The sequence below is a fragment of the Acidovorax sp. genome (assembly GCF_046294525.1).
In the GTDB taxonomy this organism is placed as follows: domain Bacteria; phylum Pseudomonadota; class Gammaproteobacteria; order Burkholderiales; family Burkholderiaceae_C; genus Acidovorax.
Window position 1 is genome coordinate 248,357 of the sequence record NZ_JBKBKQ010000003.1, and the last position, 22,244, is coordinate 270,600.

The window sequence follows — 22,244 nt, forward strand, 5'->3', positions numbered from 1 at the left end:
CCCCTTCTCTCACATGACCCTTGGCCTTTTCGACGATCAGCCCGGCCCACCCCAACCGCCCGAATGGCTGGAGCCCGGCGCCGTGGTGCTGCGCGGATTTGCGCTGACACACGCGGCAGGCCTGCTGCAAGCCGTCGATGCCATCACGGCGCAGTCACCCTTCCGCCACCTCATCACGCCAGGCGGCAAGCGCATGTCGGTGGCCATGACGAACTGCGGGCCGCTGGGCTGGATCAGTGACCGCAGCGGCTACCGCTATGGCCCGCTGGACCCTGAAACAGGCGAGCGCTGGCCCGGTATGCCGGCGCTTTTCAAACAACTCGCGCGCGATGCGGCCGAGGCTGCGGGTTTCGCGGGCTTTGCGCCGCACGCCTGCCTCATCAACCGCTACGCGCCCGGCACGCGCCTGTCGCTGCACCAGGACCGCGACGAGGGCAACTATGCCCACCCCATCGTGTCGGTGTCGCTGGGCATTCCGGCCATGTTTCTGTGGGGCGGCGCACAGCGCGCCGACAAGGCGCGGCGCGTGCCGCTGCTGCATGGCGATGTGGTGGTGTGGGGCGGACCGGCGCGGCTGCGCTTTCATGGGGTGCTGCCGCTACCGGAGGCCGAGCATCCGCTGACGGGCGCGCACCGCATCAACCTGACGTTTCGCAAGGCAGGTTGAGCGGGCCGCTCTGCCCTCCGCCACTACCGTGGGTAGCCCGTGGCCTTGACGACCCGCGCCAGCATCTGCTCCGCCACGGGGCGGCCGCGCAGGCTGTCGGCGATGGTCATGCGGCTGCCATTGCGCAGGTTCACCTGCAGACGGTAGAAGGTGGTGTGCTGGCTGCCGCTTTGTGTGCTGTAGCTTTCCTTGATCGAAAGGCGCGCAATATCGGCTGCAGGCACGCGCTGCCAGGTCAGCATCAGGCCCAGCAGCCGGCGCTCGGCGTGCAAGCCTTGGCGGTCCAGTTGCACGCGCAGGCTGTTGCACAGCGCAAAAACCCCCCACAGCAGCATGGCGCCACCCACGCCTCCGAACGCCACCGGAAACAGCACCGGCGCCCCCATGGCCCCTGCCGCCATGCCCGTACCAAAGAAGCCTCCGCCCATCACCAGCCACAGCGTGTTCTGCCGCCACATGCGGCCATAGGGCTGGTACAGGCGCACTCCGCCCGGTACCACTTCGATGTCGCTCACGGCATCCAGATCGGCATCTTGCCGGGCCTGCACCTGCGGGTGGCTGGCGGCGTCTTGCGTCAGCTTGGTGGATTCGGCGCGTGTGGCATACACCGGCACCTCAAACTGTCGCGACAACTTCAGCGCCGGGTCGGTGCTGTCCAGCAGCACGGTCCAGCGGTGCTCGCTGTCGCCCGCAGGGTCTTCAGACTGCGGAAGACCCGCGGGTACGTTGAGGCGAAACGATATGCGGCTGCCCTGCCCTTGGGGCTGCACCTGCGCTGCGCCTTCGGCCTGCCACACCACGTGCTCGCGGGAGTGGGTGTCGTTGCTGGTGCTGCTGCCTGCTGACCGGGTTGGGTAGTGGTAGGCGCAGCGCAGGGTGACCGCGAACTGCAGGCCGGGGTGGTAGGGCACCGACGGCAGGTCCACCGTGGCGCCCACATGCCCACCGATGGAGCCCGGGAACGGGTCCATGACCAGGCGCACGTCGCCATGGCGGCGCGCATCCAGCGTGGCGCGCACAGCCCATACCAGCAGGCCTGCCCCCACGGCCACCAGCAGGCACAAGACGCCAACGACCAGGTAGTTTTCGTTGCGCCAGGCGCGCGGCAGCGCCGAGAGGGCCGCAGGGTAGGCGATGCAGCCCCACACCACCGCAAAGCCCCAGGCAAACCACACCTCCCACCGCTTGCCAGATCGGATGCGGTTGTCCGCCCACGCCTTGTTGGCCATCCACGGCACGTCCGCGCCCACAGCCTGCAGGCGCACGGCTTTTTCGGCCGGCGCACGCCGCATGTGCCAGCCCCAGGCCATCAGGCCCATGCCCACGCCGCCAAACAGCACCACAAAAATCATGCGAAAGGCCAGCATGCCTGCGCGCAGGCTGCGGTCGGCCACCGACTCTTGCGGATGCGCAGGGTTCACCCACACCGTCACCGGGGTGCCGCTGCGCTGCGCGCTTTGCAGGCGCGCGGCCAGGTCGGAATGAAAACTGCCAATGTTGTCGGCAGAAGTGTTGATGGCAGGCCGGTGGCCGTCATACGCCACGCCGCCCACCTCGTATCGATAGTGGGCGGACACGCTGTGGGTGCTGCCCGACTTGCTGCCCCGGTGCGTGTTCAGCTGCGCCGACACCACCCGCGCCGGAACGGCTTGCCAGGACTGCATGCGCGCCCAGTCATACAGCGTGGGCAGCACGCCCAGCAACAGCATGCCAATGCCCACGGCCGCAAACGGCAGTGCGAACAGCATGAGGAACCAAGCGCCGCTCTTTGTGTTGCTCTTACCGTTGCTGTCGGACCCCGCCTGGTGCGGTGCAGCGCGCTGGTGGCGACGACGTGCCTGGTTGGCCATACACCCTCCCTCTGTGAGCCCCCGTGGCAGGGGTGCTGTTGTTTGTTCCGGAATCCGGGCGGCGCTGATTTTGCGGCCTGCCGTAGAAGCATCCAGCCTGCAGGCAGCCTGGATGCGCACCGCCACACCTTTGCCAGAATGGCGGCCATGCCTGCCACCTCAGCCCCCGCCCCACGCCCCGCCCGCTACTGGCTCATGAAGTCCGAGCCCGACGAATGCTCCATCGACGACGCCTTGGCCGCCCCTGAATCCACCGTGGCGTGGACAGGTGTGCGCAACTACCAGGCCCGCAACTTCATGCGCGACGAGATGCATGTGGGCGACGGCGTGCTGTTCTACCACTCCAGCTGTCCCGAGCCCGGCATTGCCGGCCTGGCGCGCGTGGCCAGCACCACCCGGCCTGATCCCACGCAGTTCGACCCCGCATCGCCCTACCACGACCCCAAGTCCCCGCCCGACGCGCCGCGCTGGCTGCTGCTGGACGTGCAGGCCCTGCGCAAGACACGGCTGCTGCCCCTGGCCGAACTGCGCGCGCGGCCCGAACTGGCTGACCTGCGTGTGCTGCAAAAAGGCAGCCGCCTGTCCATCACGCCCGTGGAAGCCGAGCACTGGAACCGCATCGTGGCGCTGCTGGGCTGAGAAGGTGGGCCTGTGCGCATGCATGCGGCCTGCGCCTACTGACGCGGGCGAACGCCGGGCCTACCATGGCCTTTCTCTCACCACCCCTCGCGCCCTCCGCGCTCTGCCCGCTTCATGCGCTCCCTGCTTGACTTCAGTTCCTGGCCCGCCTTGATGTCCACCCTGTTCGGGCTGCTGCTGGCGACGCTGGTGATGGTGGGCATCCGGCTGGTGTTCATGCAGACCCTGCAGCGCCGCCGCGAGCGCGAGAACCGCCAGATCAACGAACGGCTCAAGACACTGATTGCGGCATACAAAACGCTGGGAGGCTCGTTCACCGGGGAGCTGAGCGTGAGCCCCACCCACCTGCGCGATCTCCGCCGGACGGCCCCGGAGACCCACACGCCTGCGCTTGAACCTGCGCTGGCCCCTGAAGCCTCGGACGCAGACGGCCCGGCAGGAGAGACCCACGCCGCCACCCTCCTGCCCACCAGCACCGAGCGCCAGCGCCGCACGCGCGACGCCGTGGAGGCCGCGCTCTCCGACGTAATCTTGCTGGGCACCGAAGAGCAGGTGCGGCTGGCCGCACAAGCCGCGCAGGACATGGTGGCCGGCCGCCGCGTGGCGATGGCGCCGCTGGTGGTGTCGCTGCGGCACTTCATCCGTGCGGCGCTGGACCTGGAGCCCATTCCCGACAGCCTCGCCATCCCGCACCAAGGGCCGCTGCGCCCCGGAGCCAGCGCGGCCGGCAGGCGCGGCGGCGCGCCAGAACGTGCAGGCGGCGGCGCTGGCGGCCGGGGTGGAGGCGCAGGCGGCGGTGCAGCGGGCGGCGGCGGCATGGGCGCCATGGCCCTGGGCGCCGGTGCCCACCGCGCTGCGGACGATGCACCTCCCGGCGGAGCGCCATGACAAAGCGGCGAGGCCAGTTTTTTGACTGTTTTTGGCCCTAGCGCTTGCTGGATAAGCGCTGACAGCTATCAAAATTGACTATTTCCAACGTTCAACAGTACCCTGCCCATGCCCGCCCCCGCCAAGACACTGCTCATCGTCTACCACTCTATGACGGGCGGCACGCGCCAGATGGCGGAAGCCGCCCAACAAGGCGCACAGGACGCGGAACCGGGCATGCCGGTACGCCTGCTGCACGCCGCGGATGCCCACCCGGCCGACGTGCTGGCGGCCGATGGCTATGTGTTTGCCACGCCCGAGAACCTGGCGGCCATCAGTGGCTTGATGAAGGACTTTTTTGACCGCAGCTACTACCCGGTGCTGGACCGGGTGAACGGCCGGCCCTACGCCGCGCTGGTGTGCGCCGGCAGCGACGGAAGCAACGCCGCCCGGCAGCTGGCACGCATTGCCACCGGCTGGCGCCTGCGCGCCGTGGCCGACCCGCTGATCGTCTGCACCCACGCCCAGACGCCCAAGGCTATCCTGGCCCCCAAGCACATTGCCGACGCCGACCTGCAGCGCTGCCGCGAGCTGGGCGCCGCGCTGGCCACGGGGCTGGCCATGGGTATTTATTGACGCAGCTGCGCGCCGTGCGCAGGCGGAGCTACCGCCCACCCCAGGCCTGGGCATACGCCCCCACCAGGTGCTCGCGGGTCTTCTTGTAGCCCTCCCAGTCAAACCCGGCCAGAAACGCACGCGCCGCTTCGGCTCCGCGGCGAAACAGGTCCAGTTTGCCCGCATCGCTCATCTCAAAGTCCAGCCAGTCGTGGTCGGCCGTGTCGATGTAGGCCACCAGCTGCTTGAAGTCAGGGTTCTTGCGCAGAAACTCATAGTCCAGGCAGTGGCGCGACGAGTTGAATGTCTGCGTGACCAGCTTGGTCAGCTTGGTGATGGTGTGGCTGCGGTCGTCCCACTGCAGCTTCACGCCCAGCGTGGGCCGCGTGGGCACCTTCAAGGTGTTGTGAAACGCGTCGATGGGAAAGTTGGACAGCACGCCGCCATCGATGAAGCAGGCCTCGGGCGGCGGGAACGGCGGCTCACGGCCGGGGTCCATGTCGCGATCGTCCATGCCTGCCAACTGACACCACAGCCTGCGGTGGTCGGCATCGCGCAGTTTGATGGGCACGCGATAGGGCTGGAAGAACACCGGGATGGACATGGAGCAACGCGCATAGTCCGCCGGGTTCACGGCGCCCGGGTCGGCCCAGTACAGCGCAGCCATGCGCGGAAACTCCACCTTGGTCTCGGTGGCGATGTCGGCGGTGACGATGCACAGGTAGTCCTTCGCGGCATCCAGCGGCGGTAGATCTGGCGCGCCCAGCAACTGCATGGCGCGGTGCTGGCTGCTGGCGCGCAAGTGCCAGCCCAGCGGTGTAGCAGCCATGCGCTGCCGCAGGGACCGGGTGTTGTGGATGCCGCACTGCGCCAGCGTCTCGGTCAGCCAGGCATGAAAGCGATCTCCCCGGTTCAGGCCCTGCATCTCGTCCAGGTTGTCCAGCACCTGCATGCCCTTCCACAGCCCCTTGGCCAGGCCGGGCCGCTTGAGCATGGTCTGGATGAAATCGCGGGCGTCCTCGTCATCGTCGTCCTTGCCGTCCATGAAACTCGCCATGGGGACGTTGGCCACGATCTCCACCAGCCGATCGCTTTTGGCGTCGGCGGGCTCGCCCAGCGCCGCCAGCACCAGCGCCGTGATGGACCCGGCCGACGCGCCCCCCAAGGCTGAAAACCGCAGGCCCGCCTGCTCCAGCAGGTAGATGTAGCCCACCAGGGCGATGCCCAGCACGCCCCCGCCCTCCATGACCAGATCCACGTACTGGCGGCCTGCGGCGTCCAGCGCGTCGCTGTAGGGTTTCTGGTCCAGCCCCTCGGCGCGCATCTGCGCGACGGTGGGTGCGGCTGCGGCGTGGAACTGGGCTGCACTCAAGGGCATGGCGGGCTCCTCGTGTCGGGTTGGGCAGGATGGGCGGCGGATGTCCAAGCGCATCCTGCCGCACCTGCCGTGCCCAGGCAAATGAAGAAGTGCTCAATGACCAAGCCCAACGCGCTTGAGCCAGGCGCAGAAGCACCCTTCAAAGGAGGCGCTACTGCACCTGCCCGCCCGGCTGCAACAGGGGCGACCGCAGGATGATCTGTGCGGTGGCCAGCAGGTGCCGCTCGATCGCCTGGAAGGCCTCTGCGGAATCCCGGCGCAGCGCGGCCTCCATGATCTGGCGGTGCTCGTGGCGCACGTCGCGCTCGTCGCTGCTCAAGGGCACGGACAGGCGGCGGTAGCGTTCGCTCTGCTCGTACAGCATGTGGCGCATGCGCAGCAGCCACTGGTTGGGGCAGGCACTCACCAGGGCCTCGTGGAACTCGCCATGCGCCTCGTTCCAGGGCGCGGTGGACCTGGCCTCCACATCGGGCGCCAAGGATTGCAGGCGCTCCATGCGGTGCGCCGCGGCCACGATGCGCGTCTCCCACTCCACATCCCCGTGCTGCATGGCCTGGCCGAGGCACAGGCATTCCATCTCGACCCGCGCGCGGGTCAGGTCCAGCAGTTCGTCTTTGCTGACGGGGGTGACGTGGTAGCCCCGGTGCGATTCAGCCACCACCATACCCTCCGCCGCCAAGCGCGACAGCGCCTCGCGCACTGCACCCAGGCTCAGGTCTAAGCGCTCCTCCAGTGCCTTGATGTTGAGCTTGGCGCCCGGGGGCAGGCGGCCGTCCAGGATTTCGGTGCGGATGAGGTCGCAGGCGGTTTCCGCCTGGGTGCGCTTGGTGAGGGTGGTCAGCATGGCGGTCGAATTGTATGCGGGAATCTACCAAGACACGAATAATAGATTATTTGATGAAATATCTATCAATCGCCGAGCAGCGGGCCCGGCACTGACCACTTTCTCTTTGGGAGACCGCATGAAGTTGCTTCGTTTTGAAAAGCAGGGCCAGGCCGGCTGGGCCGTATGGAACGCCGCTGCGGGCGCGTGGCATGGAACCACCCACACCGCCCAGGGCTACCCGGGCGATGTGGATGCGCTCATCCGCCAAGGCCGTGCCGCGCTGGACGGCGCCGCGCTGGCCATGGCCCGCCAGCCTGCAGTGGACCTGTCCACCGTGCAGTTTCTGCCGCCCGTGGCCCGGCCCGGCAAGATCCTCTGCGTGGGGCTGAACTACCGCGATCACACAGCCGAAAGCGGCTTTGTGCAGCCGGCCTACCCCACCTTGTTTGCGCGCTTCAACACCAGCGTGACGGCACACAACGCGCCACTGCTGCACTCGGAGCTGTCGGACACGCTGGACTTTGAGGGTGAACTGGCCATGGTGATCGGCAAGGGCGGCTACCGCATCAGCCATGCCAACGCCTTGTCGCATGTGTTGGGGTATTCGGTGTTCAACGATGGCAGCGTGCGCGAATACCAGTTCAAGACGCCCCAATGGACCATGGGCAAGAACTTTGACGGCACGGGCGCCTTCGGCCCCTGCCTGGTCACGGCCGACGAGCTGCCGCCCGGCGCCCGCGGCCTGCTGCTGGAGACCCGGCTGAACGGACAGACCGTGCAGTCTGCAAACACCAGCGACATGGTGTTCGACATCGAATCACTCATCGTGACCATCAGCGAGGCCCTGACGCTAGAGCCCGGCGATGTGATTGTGGCCGGCACCCCAGCCGGCATAGGCCATGCCCGCGAACCGCGCCTGTACATGAAACCCGGTGACATCTGCGAAGTGGAGATCGAGCGAGTCGGCCTGCTGCGCAACCGGGTGCTCAGCATCGACACCACCACCCCCGCCACCCCAACCCCTGCCCTTGAGGAGACAACGCCATGACGACCACGACGACGACAAAGGCTTTTCGACTGAACACCTGGCACCGCTGGCTGTGCGCCAGCGTGGTGGGCGCCGCCACCTTGCTGGCTGCAAGCGCCCAGGCGCAGGATGTGAAGGCGCGCACCGCCCGCTTTGGGCATGGCCTTGCGGACAGCCACCCCGCAGGCCAGGCAGCCAAGCAGTTTGCGGCGGACATGGAGCAGGCCACGGGCGGCAAGATGAAGATTGCCGTCATCGCCAACCAGGCGCTGGGCCCCGACCCGCAAATGCTGGGCGCACTGCAGGGCGGCGTGCAGGAGTTCTACACCGGCAGCGCGCTGGCCCTGCTGGGTCAGGTGAAGGAGCTGGGCTTTCAGGACGTGCCCTTCCTCTTCAACACCGAGGCCGAGGCCCACGCGGTGTTCGACGGCCCGGTGGGCCAGTACCTCAATACCAAACTCAACGGCGTGGGCATCCATGTGCTGGGCTGGTGGGAGAACGGGTTTCGGCACATCACCAACTCGCGCCGCCCGATCAACAAGATCGACGACCTGAAGGGCCTGAAGCTGCGCACCCAGCCCAACCCGCTCACGCTCGACGCCTTCAAGGCCATTGGCGCCAACGCGTCGCCGCTGCCGTGGTCCGAACTGTTCGTGGCGCTGGAAACCAAGGCGTTCGACGGGCAGGAAAACCCCGTGGTGCTGATGTACACCCAGCGGTTTTATGAGGTGCAGAAGTACATGACGCTCTCGGGCCATGTGTATTCGCCGCTCATCTTTGCGGTGTCCAAGAAGTTCTGGGACAGCCTCACGCCGGACGAGCAAAAAATGATGAGCACCGCAGCCCGCAAGGCCACGGAGTTTCAGCGCAAGTCCACCGCTGCCGAGGCGGGCTCTGCCCTGCAGGGCATGAAAGACAAGGGCGTGCAGGTCACGCAGTTCTCCGAGGCCGACCTGCAGGCCATCCGCGACCGCGTGCCGCCTGCGATTGCACCGCACCTTGAAAAGATCGGCCCGGAGTTCATGACACTGGTACGCACCGAGATCGCCAAGGCGCGCGCGGCCACCAGCGCCAAGTAGGCCAAACCTGCTGGCCGCCTTTCCCCCACCGCCCCGCACGCGCAGCCTCTGCGCGGCGGAGCCTTCCTCTTGACCCCGTTGGCATGAGCATGACGTCCCGTTCGCCCCTCCCCCCTGACTTTCTGCACGCGCTGGGCCAGCTGCTGGGCGAGCGCGTGTCCACCAGCCCCTCGGTGTGCGCGCACCACGGGCGTGACGAGTCCATCTTTGAAGCGCTGCCGCCCGACGCCGTGGCCTATGCGCGCACCAGGGACGAGGTGGTTGCCATCGTGCGGCTGTGCCATCAGCACCGCGTGCCGCTGGTGCCCTACGGCGCGGGCTCGTCGCTAGAGGGCCACACCCTGGCCGCCAGCGGCGGCCTGACGCTGAATCTGCAGCAGATGGACCGAATCATTGCCATCCATGCCGACGACCAGTGCGCCACCGTGCAGCCCGGCGTCACGCGCAAGGCTCTCAACGCCGCGTTGCGGGACCAGGGCCTGTTCTTCCCGATCGACCCCGGTGCGGACGCGACCATCGGCGGCATGTGCGCCACCCGCGCCAGCGGCACCAACGCCGTGCGCTACGGCACCATGCGCGACAACGTGGTGAACCTGACCGTGGTGACTGCCGATGGCGAACTCATCACCACCGCACGGCGCGCGCGCAAGTCGGCCGCAGGCTATGACTTGACGCGCATGTTCGTGGGCTCCGAGGGCACGCTGGGCGTGATCGTGGAGGCCACCGTGCGCCTGTACCCACTGCCCGAAAGCGTGATGGCGGCGGTGTGCGCGTTTCCAGACATCCATTCGGCTGTCGAGGTGGTGGCCCAGACCATTCAACTCGGCGTGCCCATTGCCCGTTGCGAGTTTGTAGATACCGTTGCCATCCGCGCACTCAACCTGTACAGCAAGACCGGGCTGCCAGAGCAACCCCACCTGTTCTTTGAGTTCCACGGCAGCGAGCCGGGCGTGCGCGAGCAGGTGGCCGTGGTGCAGGCCCTGGCGCAAGACGGCGGTGGCGCGCAGTTCCAGTGGTCGGCCACGCCGGAGGAGCGCACGCGGCTGTGGGAGGCGCGGCACAACGTGTACTTTGCAGCGCTGCAGTTGCGGCCGGGGTGCCGATCGGTGGTGACCGATGTCTGCGTGCCCATCTCCCGCCTGGCGGACTGCGTGACAGCCACCGCGCAGGACCTGCAGCAGTCCGGCATCCTGGCGCCCATCGTGGGCCACGTGGGGGATGGCAACTTCCATGTGCAGATGCTGGTGGACGCGGCACAGCCCGCCGAGGTGGAGCAAGCCGAGGCGTTGAACGCGCGCCTGGTGCAGCGCGCCCTGGCCATGGACGGAACCTGCACGGGCGAACATGGCGTGGGTCTGCACAAGCAAGGCTTTCTGCTGGACGAACTGGGCGCCCCCGCCGTCGCGGTGATGCGCCAGATCAAGCAGGCCATGGACCCGCACAACCTGCTGAACCCCGGCAAGATCTTTCCGTTCACCGCGCCCAGCACTGCGCACGCCGCGCCACAAGACTACCCCGCCCATCCCGACCACCTCGCTCGTCCCGACACGGAACCGCAAGCCGCATGAACCGACTCATCCGCTGGTATTTCAAGGCGCTGGAGGCCACCCTGGTGGTCTGCCTGGCAGCCATGTGCGTCATGGTGTTCGGCAACGTGGTCCTGCGCCATGTGTTCGACTCGGGCATCAACATCTCGGAAGAGCTGTCGCGCTTTCTCTTCATCTGGCTCACCTTCTTGGGCGCCATCGTTGCCATGCGCGAAGGCGGACACCTGGGCATGGACATGCTGGTGCGTCGCCTGTCGGGCCGGGCGCTGTGGGGTGCCGTGCTGACCGCACAAGGGCTGGTGCTGGCCTGCTGCGCGGTGTTCCTGTGGGGCATGGTGCGCCAGCATGCGCTGAACATGGCCAACATCGGCCTCATCACCGGCATCTCGCTGGGTGTCGTGTATTCGGTAGCCTACCTGTGCGCGGCGTCCATCGGAGTGATGGCGGCAGCCAACATCGTGCGGCTGCTCACCGGCCGGGCCACGGCAGCATCGCTGGCGGGCACGCAGGAAGAGAGCGCCGCATGATCGTTGCCATCTTCGTGGCGGCGCTGCTCGCGGCCATGGCGCTGGGCGTGCCCATTGCATTTGCGCTGCTGGCCTGCAGCATGGCCATGATGGCCTACCTGGGCATCTTCGACGCGCAGATCCTGGCGCAGAACATGCTGTCCGGCGCGGACAGCTTTCCGCTCATGGCCATCCCGTTTTTTGTGCTGGCGGGCGAGCTGATGAACGCGGGCGGCATCTCGCGCCGCATCGTGGACGTGGCGGGTGCCTGGGTGGGGCACTTCCGCGGGGGCCTGGGCTATGTGGCCATCTTTGCCTGCGTGATCATGGCCTCGCTGTCGGGCTCGGCCATTGCCGACACGGCCGCCGTGGCGGCGCTGCTCATCCCCATGATGCGCAAGGCGGGCTACCACATACCCCGCGCCTCGGGGTTGATCGCCTCGGGCGGCATCATCGCGCCCATCATTCCGCCGTCCATCGGATTTGTGATGCTGGGCGTGGTGGGCAACATCTCCATCACCAAGCTGTTCATCGCCGGCATCGTGCCGGGCCTGCTCATGGCGCTGGCGCTGGTGCTGACCTGGGTGGTGCAGGCCCGGCGCGACAACATGCCCCGCGGCGAAAAGATGCCCCTGCGCGCACGCCTGTCGGCCACGGCGGCGGGGTTCTGGGCGCTGCTGCTGCCGCTGCTCATCGTGGGCGGGCTGAAGGCGGGCTACTTCACGCCCACCGAAGCCGCTGTTGTCGCCGTGTTCTATGCGCTGTTCATCGGCTTTGTGGTGTACAGAGAGCTGCGCGTGGCCCAGCTGTACGGGTTGCTGCTCGCGGCGGCCAAGACCTCGGCCGTGGTGATGTTCCTGGTGGCAGCGGCGCAGGTGTCGGCGTGGTTGATTGCAGCGGCCAACATCCCCATGGTTGTGGCCGACCTGCTGCAGCCGCTGGCCGCGCACCCGGTGCTGCTGATGGCGGCCATCATGGCCATCGTGTTTGTGGTGGGCACGGCGCTGGACTTTGCGCCGACCATCCTCATCCTGGTGCCGGTGCTGATGCCCGTGGTGCGCATGGCCGGCATCGACCCGGTGTACTTTGGCGTGCTGTTCATCATGAACAACGCCATCGGCCTCATCACGCCGCCGGTGGGCACGGTGCTCAATGTCGTGTGCGGGGTGGCGCGCGAGCGGCTGGAGACCGTGATCCGCGCCGTCATGCCCTACCTGCTGGCGCAGATGGCCGTGCTGCTGCTGTTGATTCTGTTCCCGCAACTGGTGCTGGCGCCGCTGAACTTTTTTACACGCTGAGCGGGCTCACGGCCCAGGCGCCACCGCTGCAGCCGGCGGCAGATCGGGCGCGCGGTACACCAGCACCTTCAGCGCGCGGTGTTCATCCACATCCGCAAACACGGCCGGGTTGGCCACGCGCTCCACAAACTGCAGCTCCGGCGCCAGTTCTCGCATCTGGTCTTGCAGGAAGGCCAGGCCCAGCTCGGGCGCGTTCAGGCACAGCAGCGCATGGCCGCCGGGAGCCAGCAGGTCGTTCAGGCGGCGCATCAGGCGTGCGTAGTCCTTGGTGGCGACGAAGCTGCCCTTCTGGTAGCTGGGCGGATCCACGATCACAAGGTCATACGGCCCGCTGCGGTTGATCTTGCCCCAGCTGCTGAAGATGTCATGCGGTAAAAACGCTGCGCCCGTGGTGATGCCGTTGAGCTGGTGGTTCTGCTGGCCGATGCCGATAGCGCCGTGGCTCATGTCCACGTTGACCACCTGCTTGGCCCCCGCCTGCAGCGCCACCACCGAAAAGGCGCAGGTGTACGCAAACAGGTTGAGCACCTTGAGCCCGTAACGACTCCCTTGGCGTGCAGCCACAAAGTCGCGCGCCCAGCGGCGCCCCGCCGCCATGTCAAGGAACAGGCCGTGGTTCTGCCCGCGCAGCACATGCACCCGAAAGCGCGCGCCGGCTTCGGTGACGACGTGCGGGTCGGGCACGGCGCCCGCCATCAGGCGCGTGTCGCTGCGGCCTTCCACCCGCAGGGCTTCGCCCCGGTGCTGGAAGACCCAGCTCAGCGGCTCGCCCGGCGGTGCAACCTGCTCCCAGCGCGCTTGCAGTGCGGCGCCCACGGCAGCCAGTGCGTCTTCGGTGGCGGGCGCAAAGCTGGTCAGCACAAAGACAGGCGGGTACGCGTCCAGCACCCACTGCTCGCACCCGGGATGCATGCCACCCCGGCCGTGGAAGATGCGCGCGGCGTCGGTCGGCAGGGGCATGGCGGCGATGGCGTCGAGCAGGGCTTGCATGGGTGAGGTGGAAAAAGAATCGCGAGAAAATTTGAATGAAAATGGGCTCCAGCTCTTATCCATAAAGCGCTGATAGCTACCAAATAAATAGCATCATGGATTGTCGACCAGACCCGTCGCGCTGCCCTGCTGCTGCAACTGCTGCTGTAACTGCTGCTGTAACTGCTCCAGCGCCACATGCTGCAACAGCATTACCGTCTTGCCGTCCTGGATGCGCCCGGTGCGGATGCCGTCCAGCGCATCGACCAGCGGCATCTCGATGACCTCGATGTCCTCGCCCTCCTCCACCATGCCGCCGCCTTCGCGGATGCGGTCGGAGGGTTCATAGTCCGCCACAAAGAAGTGCAGCTTCTCCGTGACAGAGCCCGGGCTCATGTAGGCCTCGAACACCTTGCGCGGCGTGCGCACCTGAAAGCCCGTCTCCTCCTCGGCCTCGCGGCGCACGCAGGTTTCGGGGTCGTCACCGTCCAGCAGGCCTGCACAGGCCTCAATGAGCTGGCCCTGCGCGTTGCCGTTGAGAAACGTGGGCAACCGGAACTGCCGCGTGAGCACCACCATGCCCCGGCGCGGGTCATGCAGCAGCACCACGGCGCCGTTTCCCCGGTCGTACGCCTCGCGCACCTGGCGCTGCCACTGGCCGTCGCGCCGGCGCAGCTCCAGCGTCACCTTGCGCAGGGTGTACCAGTGGTTGGACAGCACCTCCACCGCCAGCAGCTTCACTTGGTCCGTGCTGGCAGGCACCGGGGCGGGCACGGGGCGCGTCATGCTTTGGTCTCCTGCATGGTTGCAGGGCGTGTGGAATGAAGGGGCCAGCGATGGGCAGCGGGATGTGGCAACACAGGTTTTTTCCTTGCGGGGCTCGAAGGGCAGCATCATGCCTGTCTCAGAAGGCGGCGACTGAATTTGAGTCAAACAGGGCTTTATCGCTTGCTGGAAAAGCGCCAGCAGCTATGAAAAAGTGAGTGGAAACACTCTGCAACCAAAAGCCGGGCGAGGCGCGCCCACAAAAAAGCCCGCACACGGCGGGCTTTCAACCATCACGGTGCGTCCCTACGTACGTGCGGCGTCAAACGCGTGGAACCAGCGCGCCAGAATTCACACACAGCGCCAGGTTCAGCGCCTTGACAGCAGTCTTGTAGTCTTCGCGCTCGATCACGAACTGCATGTTGACCTGCCGCAAGGTTTGCGACACGCAGTTCACGTTGACCTGCGCATCGGCCAGCGCCTGCGCCGCCTTGGCCAGCACGCCAGGGATGCTGATGTTGGAGCCAATGGCGCACACGATCGCGCTGGGCTTGATCGTCACGATCTGGTAGTCCTCCTCCAGCTCCGCCACCAGTGCGGGGGTGACCTGGCTGTCCCACACCAGGTGGGCGATGGAGTTGGCGTTGGTGGCCTTGAGGATGTAGCTCACGCCGTGCTTGCAAAACACGTTCATCAGCCCCGCGTCAAAGCCCACCGTGCCCACCATGCTGGGGTCGTGGATCTCGATCAACGTGACCTTGTCGGTGCCAGTGACGATCTCCACGCGCGCGCGCTCGCCCACGAAGTCCTTGGTGATCAGCGTGCCGGGGTGGTCGGGCTCGAAGGTGTTCTTCAGGCGGATGGGGATGCCCGCCAGCTCCATGGGCTTGGCGGCCTTGGGGTGGATGGCTTCCATGCCCACGTCGGCCAGCTGGTCGGCCACGTCGTAGTTGGTGGCGCCCACGACGATGGCGTTTTCCAGGCCCACCAGATTGGGGTCGGCAGACGACAGGTGGAATTCCTTGTGGATCACGGCCTCGGCGGGGCGCACTTCCACGGCGATCTTGCTGAACGTGACTTCGGAATAGCCCCGGTCGAACTCGCGCATGATGCCTTCGGTGCCCTTGGTGTAGCCCGTGGCCACCACCACCTTGTCACTCAAGTCCAGGCCCTTGAAGCTGTGGGCAATGCGCTCGTCAATCGTCCATGCCTCGTTGTCGTCAAAACCGGCCAGGTCCATCAGCACGGCGTTCACGCCCTTGGCCTTGAGGATCTCCACCGAATTGAACGCGCTGTGCGATTCGCCAATGGAGGCCAGCACTTCGCGTGCTGCCAGCAGCACGTCGTGGCGGCTCAGGTAGCCGCTGGCCAGCACGTGCTGCATGGCGTTCAGGTATTCGCGCGCCTGCCCGATGCGGTGGTCAATGAAGGCATCGGCCACATCCAGCGGCAGGCCCAGGTCGGCGTAACTTGCGTTGATCTTCTTCAGGCTGGCGGCCAGCTGGGCCAGCGCATCCTGATAGCCCTTGCTCTCTGCAAACAGGGCGTAGATGCCGCGCTCGCCCGTCTTTTTATGTTCCAGCAGCTGATTGGTCACGCCCGAGTAGGCGGACACCACGTAGATCCGGCCGTAAATGCGCTTGGGATCGTGCAGCATGATGTGGCGCAGCACATCGCCAAAGGCGGTCATGGAAGTGCCGCCGATCTTCTCGACAGAGATCTTGGAGTTTTGAACGTCTTGCATGGACAGGCTCAGGGGAGCAGAGGAATGGAACAACCGGGCAGGAAAAAATGCTTGCTGCCCAGGGCCGGCGCAGCAAACCCGGTATTTTCCATTACTTTTGTTGGGGCACCCCGCGCGGCCGCCAGTCATCCTCTGCCGCACGCACTGCCGCATCCCAATTGCTCCTGCCCGTGCACGCGGCGGGCGGCCCTCAAGGGGCGAAGTCATCCACCTGGATCACCTTGTCGGCGGCCTGCAGGTACGCCAGCGCCAACGCCGGGTTGGGCATTCCCGCGGCCGCCTCTTCAAACGAGCCGGTGCGCCGCACCAGTTTGTTGAGCTGGTTGGTGGCGTCTTCGCCCAGCTGGGCGGCCAGCTCCAGCGCACGCACCAGGTCCACCACCCCGCCGCCCTTGGGCAGGCTCATGTCGGGACAGAGGCGTTGCACCAGGGCCGGGTTGTCACGCAGCTGTTTGGCCAGCGACAGCATCTGAACGTCGCGCAGCGGCGCGAGGTGCGCGGTGCGGCTGAGCACCAGGTTGCCAATGAGGCGGCGGCCGGGCGCGGGCAGGTTGGCGTACAGGTCGCGCAGCACTTCTTCGGCTGCATTCAGCTCGGTGCGCAGGGCGGCGCGGGCCAGGGGCAGCATCTGGGCGTCTCCCTCCACCGCGTAGCGCCACAGGCAGCCGCTGGCCATGTAGAGGTGGGACAGGCAGTCGCCGAGGCGGGATGACAGCAGCTCCATGCGCTTGAGCTTGCCGCCGAGCAAGCCCATGGCCAGGTCGCAGGTCAGCGCGTACTTGGCGCTCAGGCGCGACAGCATCGCGGCCTCTGCGGCCAGGTCGGCGGGCGGCGTGCCCACCACGGGCGCGCCAAACAGGCTGCGCCACAGGTTGCGCGCCACATGGCCGGCGTGGCCCAGCAGGGCCTGGCCCAGCGCCTCTGTGTCCTTGCGCTCCACGGCCTGCATCTCGGCCATCACATACGGGTGGCAGCGCACAGCCCCCTGTCCAAAGATGATGAGCGAGCGCGTGAGGATGTTGGCGCCCTCCACCGTGATCGCCACGGGCATGTGCCTGTATGCCACCGACAGCAGGTTGGACGGCCCGTTGATGATGCCCTTGCCGCCCAGGATGTCCATGGCGTGGTTGATGGCGGTGCGGCCGGCCTCGGTCAGGTGCACCTTCAGGATGGCGCTGGCCACGGCGGGCTGGCCGCCATTGTCCAGCGCAGCTGAGGTAAAGCGGCGGGCGGCATCCGTGGCATACAGCTCCACCGCCATGCCCGCGATGATGCCGGCCACCGCGTCGAACTTGCCGATGGGCAAGCCAAACTGCTCCCGCACCTTGCCATAGCCATTGGCCACGAACACCGCGCTTTGCTGCGTGGCCGCGCCCAGGGCTGGCAGCGAGATCGCGCGGCCCGCCGCGAGGCACTCCATCAGCATGCGCCAGCCCTGCCCCACCTGCGCCTCGCCGCCGATGATCCAGTCCATGGGCACGAACACGTCCTCGCCCACTATGGGCCCGTTCATGAACGCGCTGTCCATGGGGCGGTGGCGGCGGCCGATTTGCATGCCAGGCGTGGGCACGGGAATGAGCGCGCAGGTGATGCCCAGGTCGCGCTGGCCCTCGGGGCGGCTCTCGTCGCGCGCGTTGAAGGCTAAGCCCACCACCGTGGCCACGGGCGCCAGGGTGATGTAGCGCTTGGAAAATGTGACGTTGAAGCCGCGCACCGGCTGTCCGTTGACTTCGCGCGTGGTCAGGATGCCGCGGTCTGGAATCGACGCCGCATCCGAGCCGGCGTACGGCGACGTCAATCCGAAGCACGGCAGTTCGCGCCCGTCGGCCAGGCGCGGCAGGTAGTGCTGCTTTTGTGCGTCCGTGCCGTAGCGCAACAGCAGTTCAGCCGGGCCCAGCGAGTTGGGCACCATGGCCGTCACCGCCGCCGACACGTTGACCGTGGCCAGCCGCGTGACCACCGCCGCATGCGCAAAATGCCCAAAGCCCAGGCCACCCCATTCCTTGGGGATGATCATCCCGAAGAAGCGCTTCTCGCGCAGGTACTGCCACACCTCGGGCGGCAGGTCGCGTGCGGTATCGATCTGAAAATCGTCCAGCATGCCGCACAAGATTCGCACTTCGTTGTCGAGAAACGCCTGTTCTTCAACGGTCAGCTTGTTCGGGCCGGTGGCGAGCAATGCACCAAAGTCAGGGGTGCCTGCGAACAAATGGCCCTCGAAACCGATGGTTCCGGCTTCCAGCGCTGCGCGCTCGGTGTCGCCCATCGCGGGCAAGGCTTTGGCAAAGGGTGCCATCGCGAATTGACCGACGAGTGATGCGATGCCCATGACCACCTCCTTGAAACTGAGAACGAAAGCAAAAGCACCTTTGCGCAGATGCGAGTGCTTCAGTTTCAGCCGGTGTTCGCCCAGGCCGCGTCCCCATACTCTGACTCTGTTGTCATCCATGGGCTCGATTTACGCGTCCACCACGGGGAGTTCACACAGTCCAGGCGGCTACTTAAGCCGCCGTTCCGGCCGCGGTTGCACTGCGGCTAGTGAAACGCGTGAGAGAGGGCACAAAACGAAAAAGTCCAGGCGTGTGCCGCGCGCGCTTCTGCGATGACTCGAAGTATTTTCAGGCTCTAGCGCTTATCCCACCTGCGCGAAAAGCTATTAATACGATAGCAACTGCCGCAACACCTCTATTGCCGCAGCGCCTGTCTGATGGATGGGAAGCGTCTGGCCAACCCGGGGCAACTCACTGCGCCTGCACCGCCCCGTCGCGCACCACCCATTGGGCGCCCCAATGCTGTGACCACTGCTGTGCCAGGCGGTTGAAGCTGCCGTCGCGCTTCATGGCGTCCAGCGCTTCCTGCCAGCTGCGCACCACCGCCTGATCGGTGCGCTTGGACATGCCGATGTACAGGCGATTCACAAAGAGTTCATAGACCGGCTCGAAGTCGGCTGGGTTCAGGCCCGCATCGCTGGCGGTGGTGGGCAGGTCCATGTCGGTCATGACCAACGCGGTGACCTTGCCTTCGAGCAGCTTGCGAAAGGCGGTCGCCCAGTCGGGCGAGTAATCCAGGTTGCGGAAGTCCTTGCCTTTGAGGAACTCCTCTTTGGAATCCCCCTTGATGACCGCGATGCTGGGCAGCTTGCGCGCCTCATACAGGCTCTTGACGCTGATGCCGCTGCCTTTCTTCACGTACAGCACCGCATTGCTGTGGACCAGCGGACCGACCCAGTGGAACTGGTTTTCGCGGCTGGGTGTGCGTGCCATGGTGAACAGCACGGCATTGGGCTCGGTCTGCAGCGCGGCGTAGCTGCGCTCCCACGACGTGATGCGGACCTCTGCGTGGTGCCCGGTGCGGGCCAGAATCTCGCGCACCACGTCGGGCGAAAAGCCCTTGACGTCCGCACCGCTCGCATCGTGCTTGTTGGCGGCATCGGTGTAGTTCAGCGGGGGTTCATGGGCCGTGCCGATGATGAGCTGAACGCTGTGCGCCAACTGCGCCGACTTCGCGGCCGACGCGCCGGGCCCTTGCCGAACGCGCAGGGCGGCGGCGGGGCGCGCCACTTGCTTTTCGCTGACACGCGCAATGGGCAGGTCCGGCAGCGCATCGGCACCCGGAAAACCGGGCACGTGAAACGCTGCCGCCGCGTAACGCAGCCGGTCGGCGCGGGTCTGCAGGGTTTCCGCATCGACGCTGGCACTGTGCAGAAGCTCGGCGTAGCGCCCGGTCACGGCATCCAGGTGGTCCAGCGAGCTGCTCAGCTGGGCAATGTCGCGCTGTTGCTGCTGGGTGACGGCGGCGATCTCTTCCATCATGTGCGTGACTTGCCGCGAGCTGGCGTTGATCTCGTCCATCGAATTGGCCACTTGGTCAGCCAGTTTTGCCGACTGCGTAATCTTTTCCACAGAGCCCGCGATCAGCGTCTTGATTTCTTTGGCCGCGCTGGCGGAGCGCTGGGCCAGCGTGCGCACCTCGGATGCCACCACTGCAAAGCCCCTGCCTTGCTCGCCCGCCCGCGCAGCCTCCACCGCAGCATTGAGCGCCAGAATATTGGTCTGGAACGCAATGCCGTCGATGACGCCGATGATCTCCTCGATCTTCCCCGAGGATTCGCTGAGCGCATCCATGGTGTGGGTCATCTTGCCGACCACCGCATTGCCCTGGGTTGCAATGTCGGATGCAAAACGCACCGACTTTTGAGAATCTGCCGTCTTGCTGCCCGCCTGCTGCACGGTATCGAGCAGGCTACCGATGTGCGACCGGCTTTGTTGCAGCAACTCGGTCTGCTGCGACATGTTGGAGGCCAGATTCAGATTGTTGGATGAGAACGTGACCGATTCATGGGCGACCGTTTCGGCCTCTTGCCGGACCTGCCCGATTTTTTCGGCGAGCGCGTTGCGCAGAGCATGAAGCGCCGCCAGGGCACTGCTTGAATCGCTGGCTGGCGTCCACGTGGAGGACGCCAACCTGCCAGCGCTCAGATGGGCGATGTGTTCGCTCAATGCGTGGGGGCTGGCCCCCAACTGCCGGGCCACCGACCGGTGCAGACGCGTCAGGGCAACGCCGACCAGCACCGCCGCCACCAGCAAAAGCCACATCAAGCGTTGCCAGGCAGCTTCGGAGGCGCCGGGGGCCGCCTGCAGATCACCGTGCAAGCTCCAGGCGCTGGCCGCCAGCACCACAAAACTGGACGCGCAGACAAGGCCCCAGACGAAGAAATGTGAACCTAGGGAGGCTTTGGGTTTCATGCAGGGTCTCACCAAAGAAGTGATTCGTGCGGAACCCTTAGCAAACTTGATGCCCGCGGTAACAAAAAGTCACATGCGCCGAGACGCCTGCGCGACTCTTTGTTGGCACCCGCCTCAGCTTTCGCCGCCTTTCACGCGAACACGGCCGCGATGCCGCTCACATGGGCGCTGCCAAGACTTCGCTGCTGCGCGCGCTGAAAAGCCGCGCGCGCCGCGCTGGCGCCAGGCAGGTTGGCCCCGCTGACCCGGCCGGTGTCGAGCAGGTAGGCCAGGTCTTTCTCCATCAGGTCGATGGTGAACAAGGGCGTGGTGTTGCCCGCCGCCATCATCCTGGCGGCCCCGGCAATGGGCGCCGCCACGATGGGGAACTCCGCCAGCAGGTCCGCCGCCTGCGCTGCCGGGCAGCCATTGCGGGCGAGAAAGCCCAGCAGTTCGGCCAGACTCAGCAACTGCGCGGCAAACAAGGCGTTGGCAGCGAGTTTCAGCACTGCACCCTGGCCGATGGCCCCCACGTGCAGCACCTTGGCCGCCATCGCGCCGAGCACAGGGCGGGCCTGCTCCAGCGTGTCGGCCTCCCCCCCCACCATCAGGATCAGCTGAGCGGCTTCGGCCTGGGGCCGGGACCCTGCCACCGGGGCATCCAGCATTTGCGCGCCGCGGCTTTGCGCCGCTTCGGCAAGCTGCCGTACCCAGCCCGGCGTGACGGTGGAACATTCCACCGCGATAGCGCCGGGCCGCAAGCCGGCCACCGCCCCCGCCGCCCCATCCAGCCAGACAGCGCGCGCGGCCGCGTCGTCGGTGACCATGGAGATCACGATGTCCGCGCCTTGCGCTGCGTCGCGCGGTGTCGCCGCCAGCGCGGCGCCCACCTCCAGCAGCGGCGCCGCCTTGGCAGGGTTCCGGTTCCACACGGTGACGCGGTGGCCTGCCTTGACGAGCTGCGTGGCCATGCGGGTGCCCATGGCACCCAGTCCCAAAAATGCAATGTGTTGCATGGCGTGTTTGCCTCAACCTGCAAGCGCGCGGTTGCGTGGAGCGACCCAGCCGTGCGCGGGGTCGGCCATGAAGTCTTCTTTCGGGGTCTTGGTCAGGTGGTTGGTGTAGTTGGAGAGCGTCTTGGTCGCCGCAATCGTCACGACTTCCAGCACCTGGGCCTTGCTGAAGCCCGCAGCGATGAAGGCGTCCACGGCAGCGCCGTCCACCCCGCCCCGCTCCCGCACGACCGCTTCGGTGAAAACCCGCAAGGCCTGCAGTTTTGGGTCTGGAATGGGCGTGCGGTTGCGCAGAGCGGCGATTGCGGCTTCATCCATCTTCACGGCGCGCGACAAATAGGTGTGCCCTGCGGTGCAGTACTCGCACTCGTGCAGCACGTTGACGGCCTGGTAGGCCACCTGCTGCTCGATGGGCGTGAGGGTGGCGTGGGCCGCCACCAAGCCAAACAGCGTGTCGTACGCGATAAGTGCCAGCGGGCTTTCGGCCAGATTGCCGTGCAACCGGGGCACAAAGCCCCAGGCCTGGGCCACCTCGGCCAGTTTCGCCCGGGAAGCTGCCGGGGCGTTGTCGAGGGTGTAGGACGTGAAGGTGGTCATGGTTTCTTTCTCAATAGCGACAGCGCAACTGCCCCGCCGAAGCACTGGTTGGATGGCCGCCCACCCATTGCGGGCGACCTGAAACCGGACTCTATTGATGATCAAAAGACGGATACAGACGCATTCATTCAGC

At 66.4% G+C, this 22,244-nt stretch carries 19 protein-coding genes; 9 read left to right on the forward strand and 10 right to left on the reverse strand.

Going from position 1 to position 22,244, the window contains the following annotated elements; translation table 11 throughout:
* Window positions 1-13 precede the first annotated feature (13 nt).
* Entirely contained in the window at window positions 14-667 is a 654-nt protein-coding gene (gene alkB, locus ACK4HJ_RS05600) for a DNA oxidative demethylase AlkB (RefSeq protein WP_409828502.1), read from the forward strand.
* Window positions 668-690: 23 nt separating this feature from the next.
* Here the strand turns inward: alkB and ACK4HJ_RS05605 are convergent, their stop codons facing one another.
* Window positions 691-2,517 (reverse strand): DUF3592 domain-containing protein, encoded by a 1,827-nt coding sequence (locus ACK4HJ_RS05605; RefSeq protein ID WP_409828505.1) that lies wholly within the window; start codon window positions 2,515-2,517, stop codon window positions 691-693.
* A 147-nt stretch (window positions 2,518-2,664) separates the two neighbouring features.
* Between ACK4HJ_RS05605 and ACK4HJ_RS05610 the strand changes: the two genes are divergently transcribed.
* The 3 genes from ACK4HJ_RS05610 (at window position 2,665) to ACK4HJ_RS05620 (ending at window position 4,659) form a co-directional block, all read left to right on the forward strand.
* On the forward strand, window positions 2,665-3,156 hold the full coding sequence (locus tag ACK4HJ_RS05610; RefSeq protein WP_409828507.1) for an EVE domain-containing protein: 492 nt from the start codon (window positions 2,665-2,667) through the stop codon (window positions 3,154-3,156).
* 114 nt (window positions 3,157-3,270) lie between these two features.
* Window positions 3,271-4,044 (forward strand): hypothetical protein, encoded by a 774-nt coding sequence (locus ACK4HJ_RS05615; RefSeq protein WP_409828510.1) that lies wholly within the window; start codon window positions 3,271-3,273, stop codon window positions 4,042-4,044.
* 108 nt (window positions 4,045-4,152) lie between these two features.
* Window positions 4,153-4,659 carry a flavodoxin family protein gene (locus ACK4HJ_RS05620; RefSeq protein ID WP_409828513.1) on the forward strand — a complete coding sequence of 169 codons (507 nt, stop codon included), beginning with the start codon at window positions 4,153-4,155 and terminating at the stop codon, window positions 4,657-4,659.
* A gap of 28 nt (window positions 4,660-4,687) precedes the next feature.
* Here the strand turns inward: ACK4HJ_RS05620 and ACK4HJ_RS05625 are convergent, their stop codons facing one another.
* Both ACK4HJ_RS05625 and ACK4HJ_RS05630 read right to left on the reverse strand, forming a co-directional pair.
* Window positions 4,688-6,016, reverse strand: coding sequence for a patatin-like phospholipase family protein (locus ACK4HJ_RS05625; RefSeq protein WP_409828516.1), 1,329 nt, complete (start codon window positions 6,014-6,016; stop codon window positions 4,688-4,690).
* Window positions 6,017-6,167: 151 nt separating this feature from the next.
* Window positions 6,168-6,860 carry a GntR family transcriptional regulator gene (locus ACK4HJ_RS05630; protein WP_409828519.1) on the reverse strand — a complete coding sequence of 231 codons (693 nt, stop codon included), beginning with the start codon at window positions 6,858-6,860 and terminating at the stop codon, window positions 6,168-6,170.
* A 118-nt stretch (window positions 6,861-6,978) separates the two neighbouring features.
* Between ACK4HJ_RS05630 and ACK4HJ_RS05635 the strand changes: the two genes are divergently transcribed.
* The 5 genes from ACK4HJ_RS05635 (at window position 6,979) to ACK4HJ_RS05655 (ending at window position 12,299) form a co-directional block, all read left to right on the forward strand.
* Window positions 6,979-7,890, forward strand: a complete 912-nt coding sequence (locus tag ACK4HJ_RS05635; protein ID WP_409828522.1) for a fumarylacetoacetate hydrolase family protein — start codon at window positions 6,979-6,981, stop codon at window positions 7,888-7,890.
* Window positions 7,887-8,948 (forward strand): TRAP transporter substrate-binding protein, encoded by a 1,062-nt coding sequence (locus tag ACK4HJ_RS05640; protein ID WP_409828525.1) that lies wholly within the window; start codon window positions 7,887-7,889, stop codon window positions 8,946-8,948. Before ACK4HJ_RS05635 ends, ACK4HJ_RS05640 begins: the two co-directional genes overlap by 4 nt.
* 83 nt (window positions 8,949-9,031) lie before the next feature.
* Window positions 9,032-10,516 carry an FAD-binding oxidoreductase gene (locus ACK4HJ_RS05645; protein ID WP_409828528.1) on the forward strand — a complete coding sequence of 495 codons (1,485 nt, stop codon included), beginning with the start codon at window positions 9,032-9,034 and terminating at the stop codon, window positions 10,514-10,516.
* Window positions 10,513-11,022 (forward strand): TRAP transporter small permease, encoded by a 510-nt coding sequence (locus ACK4HJ_RS05650; RefSeq protein ID WP_409828531.1) that lies wholly within the window; start codon window positions 10,513-10,515, stop codon window positions 11,020-11,022. Before ACK4HJ_RS05645 ends, ACK4HJ_RS05650 begins: the two co-directional genes overlap by 4 nt.
* The gene (locus ACK4HJ_RS05655; protein WP_409828534.1) at window positions 11,019-12,299 is read left to right on the forward strand and encodes a TRAP transporter large permease subunit; all 1,281 of its coding nucleotides are present in this window, start codon (window positions 11,019-11,021) and stop codon (window positions 12,297-12,299) included. The genes ACK4HJ_RS05650 and ACK4HJ_RS05655 overlap by 4 nt, the downstream gene beginning before the upstream one ends.
* Before the next feature lie 6 nt (window positions 12,300-12,305).
* Here ACK4HJ_RS05655 and ACK4HJ_RS05660 read toward each other — a convergent pair whose 3' ends face one another.
* The 7 genes from ACK4HJ_RS05660 to ACK4HJ_RS05690 all read right to left on the reverse strand — a co-directional run bounded on the left by ACK4HJ_RS05660 (window position 12,306) and on the right by ACK4HJ_RS05690 (window position 22,111).
* Window positions 12,306-13,289, reverse strand: a complete 984-nt coding sequence (locus tag ACK4HJ_RS05660) for a class I SAM-dependent methyltransferase (protein WP_409828536.1) — start codon at window positions 13,287-13,289, stop codon at window positions 12,306-12,308.
* 93 nt (window positions 13,290-13,382) lie between these two features.
* On the reverse strand, window positions 13,383-14,054 hold the full coding sequence (locus ACK4HJ_RS05665; RefSeq protein WP_409828539.1) for an NUDIX domain-containing protein: 672 nt from the start codon (window positions 14,052-14,054) through the stop codon (window positions 13,383-13,385).
* Between the two features lie 301 nt (window positions 14,055-14,355).
* Entirely contained in the window at window positions 14,356-15,777 is a 1,422-nt protein-coding gene (locus ACK4HJ_RS05670; protein WP_409828541.1) for an aspartate kinase, read from the reverse strand.
* 190 nt (window positions 15,778-15,967) lie between these two features.
* Window positions 15,968-18,106 (reverse strand): acyl-CoA dehydrogenase, encoded by a 2,139-nt coding sequence (locus ACK4HJ_RS05675; protein ID WP_409828544.1) that lies wholly within the window; start codon window positions 18,104-18,106, stop codon window positions 15,968-15,970.
* 412 nt (window positions 18,107-18,518) lie between these two features.
* The gene (locus ACK4HJ_RS05680) at window positions 18,519-20,522 is read right to left on the reverse strand and encodes a methyl-accepting chemotaxis protein (RefSeq protein ID WP_409828546.1); all 2,004 of its coding nucleotides are present in this window, start codon (window positions 20,520-20,522) and stop codon (window positions 18,519-18,521) included.
* Between the two features lie 131 nt (window positions 20,523-20,653).
* Window positions 20,654-21,517: an NAD(P)-dependent oxidoreductase gene (locus ACK4HJ_RS05685; protein ID WP_409828548.1), complete on the reverse strand. Its 864-nt coding sequence runs from the start codon at window positions 21,515-21,517 to the stop codon at window positions 20,654-20,656.
* Between the two features lie 12 nt (window positions 21,518-21,529).
* Window positions 21,530-22,111: a carboxymuconolactone decarboxylase family protein gene (locus ACK4HJ_RS05690; protein WP_409828550.1), complete on the reverse strand. Its 582-nt coding sequence runs from the start codon at window positions 22,109-22,111 to the stop codon at window positions 21,530-21,532.
* Window positions 22,112-22,244: the final 133 nt, after the last annotated feature.

Coding starts and splice junctions, on each gene's coding strand:
- ACK4HJ_RS05640 (WP_409828525.1), top strand. CDS start 7,887: ATGACGACCACGACGACGACAAAGGCTTTTCGACTGAACACCTGGCAC.
- ACK4HJ_RS05690 (WP_409828550.1), bottom strand. CDS start 22,111: ATGACCACCTTCACGTCCTACACCCTCGACAACGCCCCGGCAGCTTCC.
- ACK4HJ_RS05655 (WP_409828534.1), top strand. CDS start 11,019: ATGATCGTTGCCATCTTCGTGGCGGCGCTGCTCGCGGCCATGGCGCTG.
- ACK4HJ_RS05645 (WP_409828528.1), top strand. CDS start 9,032: ATGAGCATGACGTCCCGTTCGCCCCTCCCCCCTGACTTTCTGCACGCG.
- ACK4HJ_RS05610 (WP_409828507.1), top strand. CDS start 2,665: ATGCCTGCCACCTCAGCCCCCGCCCCACGCCCCGCCCGCTACTGGCTC.
- ACK4HJ_RS05620 (WP_409828513.1), top strand. CDS start 4,153: ATGCCCGCCCCCGCCAAGACACTGCTCATCGTCTACCACTCTATGACG.
- ACK4HJ_RS05650 (WP_409828531.1), top strand. CDS start 10,513: ATGAACCGACTCATCCGCTGGTATTTCAAGGCGCTGGAGGCCACCCTG.
- ACK4HJ_RS05625 (WP_409828516.1), bottom strand. CDS start 6,016: ATGCCCTTGAGTGCAGCCCAGTTCCACGCCGCAGCCGCACCCACCGTC.
- ACK4HJ_RS05630 (WP_409828519.1), bottom strand. CDS start 6,860: ATGCTGACCACCCTCACCAAGCGCACCCAGGCGGAAACCGCCTGCGAC.
- ACK4HJ_RS05605 (WP_409828505.1), bottom strand. CDS start 2,517: ATGGCCAACCAGGCACGTCGTCGCCACCAGCGCGCTGCACCGCACCAG.
- ACK4HJ_RS05615 (WP_409828510.1), top strand. CDS start 3,271: ATGCGCTCCCTGCTTGACTTCAGTTCCTGGCCCGCCTTGATGTCCACC.
- ACK4HJ_RS05665 (WP_409828539.1), bottom strand. CDS start 14,054: ATGACGCGCCCCGTGCCCGCCCCGGTGCCTGCCAGCACGGACCAAGTG.
- ACK4HJ_RS05670 (WP_409828541.1), bottom strand. CDS start 15,777: ATGCAAGACGTTCAAAACTCCAAGATCTCTGTCGAGAAGATCGGCGGC.
- ACK4HJ_RS05675 (WP_409828544.1), bottom strand. CDS start 18,106: ATGGGCATCGCATCACTCGTCGGTCAATTCGCGATGGCACCCTTTGCC.
- alkB (WP_409828502.1), top strand. CDS start 14: ATGACCCTTGGCCTTTTCGACGATCAGCCCGGCCCACCCCAACCGCCC.
- ACK4HJ_RS05660 (WP_409828536.1), bottom strand. CDS start 13,289: ATGCAAGCCCTGCTCGACGCCATCGCCGCCATGCCCCTGCCGACCGAC.
- ACK4HJ_RS05635 (WP_409828522.1), top strand. CDS start 6,979: ATGAAGTTGCTTCGTTTTGAAAAGCAGGGCCAGGCCGGCTGGGCCGTA.
- ACK4HJ_RS05685 (WP_409828548.1), bottom strand. CDS start 21,517: ATGCAACACATTGCATTTTTGGGACTGGGTGCCATGGGCACCCGCATG.
- ACK4HJ_RS05680 (WP_409828546.1), bottom strand. CDS start 20,522: ATGAAACCCAAAGCCTCCCTAGGTTCACATTTCTTCGTCTGGGGCCTT.